This window comes from Microbacterium sp. BF1 (assembly GCF_019279095.1).
In the GTDB taxonomy this organism is placed as follows: domain Bacteria; phylum Actinomycetota; class Actinomycetes; order Actinomycetales; family Microbacteriaceae; genus Microbacterium; species Microbacterium maritypicum.
Genome location: NZ_JAGYWT010000598.1, coordinates 1 through 1,412, shown reverse-complemented (window position 1 = coordinate 1,412; position 1,412 = coordinate 1). Strand labels below are relative to the sequence as shown.

Below are 1,412 nucleotides of genomic sequence, written 5' to 3'. Positions count from 1 at the left end.
GCCCCCGGCACCCCCGTCGCGCTGCACGCGCGCTACGGAGTGCTCGCCGTCGGCGGCACGCAGTTCAACGTCGCCGCCGTCTGATCGTTCTTCCTGATCCCCGACCTTCCCGACCGGTACAGCCACTACCGTGCCCGCGGCATCGTCGTCGTGACGATCCTGCAGAGCGAGGACCAGGGCAAGCTCGTGTGGCCCAACGGCGGATATGAGAAGCTGCTCGCCGCATCGATGTGGTGGATCTACGCCGGCGGCAACGCCTCCGCCTCGTTCTACCGCAACGTGTCCGACCTCATCGGCGACTACGAATACACCGAACGCTCCACCAGCGCCGGCCGCGGCGGTGGCTCCACACAGGTCTCTCGCCGCACGGAACGGATCATGGACGTCGCAGATCTCGACGTCCTCTCCGTCGGCCGCATGATCGTCTTCGCCTCCGGGTGCCGGCCCGCGCTCGTACGGGCGCGGCCGTGGTTCACAGACAAGCGCCTCCGGCAGCTGGTCGCGATGCGTCCCGACCGTGTGCACCACCAGGCGGAGGAGGACGTTCATGTGTCTGAGACCACCGAAGACAGCTTCGTCGTCGACGAGCTCGCGATCGCCGCCGCTGCGATGGACGTCGCCGCGGCCGAGAAGGCACTGCACAGCGCCGAGGAGAAAGCGGCCGCCGCCGACGATGCGCTGGCCGAGCGAACGACGACGTCACCGTCGCGGAAGCGAAGGTCGATGACTACACGAGCGACGACGCGAAACTGCCCTGGCAGGTCGCGGCCGCGCACCGCGAACTCGCCAAGAAGACCCGCGCACAAGCACGCGCAGCACGGCGCCACGAAGAAGCCCACCACGAGCTCACCCCCGCACAACGAAAGCTCGACGTCGCCCTCGAGACGCTGGACGCGGCGAAGAGCACACCGGTTACCAAGGACGACGAAGACGAATCATCGATCTCCTTGCTCGCATGGAGCGTCCCTCTCACCACCGCGCCGCCTGAGCTCGTCGAGTGGGTGGAAGGCACATTCCAGGACTACCTCACCGGCACCGTCGGGCTCGTGAAATCCGGGCGATGGTGCAGCCGCTGGACCGAACACCCCGACGCCGTCCACCGGCTCGCCGGCATCTACGACGAAGGGACCCTCATGCGCCTCCGCATCAAGGGCGCCCCGTCGCTGCACACGTTCTATCGCGAGATCCTCGACTACCACATCCCACAACTCACCAGCCGCGAAGACGGCGTCTTCCAACGATGCGACGGCGCCGGCCACGAACCCCACGAACGCATGGACACGGACTAGCTGTGATGTCCAGGGACGTTGTTGCGTGAATCGCGCGTGAGCTGTTGAGAGACGAAGGCCTCCGGTTGCGAGAGTGGAGCTGTCTAGAAACCGCTCACGCAACACAGGAGGCCTTCGTGTCCC

Annotated in this window: 2 protein-coding genes; both read left to right on the top strand. The window is 66.6% G+C overall.

Annotated elements, in window-relative coordinates; genetic code table 11:
* The first annotated feature begins 93 nt into the window (after window positions 1-93).
* Complete coding sequence (locus KZA10_RS15265) at window positions 94-1,050, top strand: TraM recognition domain-containing protein (RefSeq protein ID WP_219870305.1); 957 nt, start codon at window positions 94-96, stop codon at window positions 1,048-1,050.
* Window positions 1,002-1,289, top strand: coding sequence for a DUF4913 domain-containing protein (locus KZA10_RS15260; protein WP_218683310.1), 288 nt, complete (start codon window positions 1,002-1,004; stop codon window positions 1,287-1,289). Before KZA10_RS15265 ends, KZA10_RS15260 begins: the two co-directional genes overlap by 49 nt.
* Window positions 1,290-1,412 lie beyond the last annotated feature (123 nt).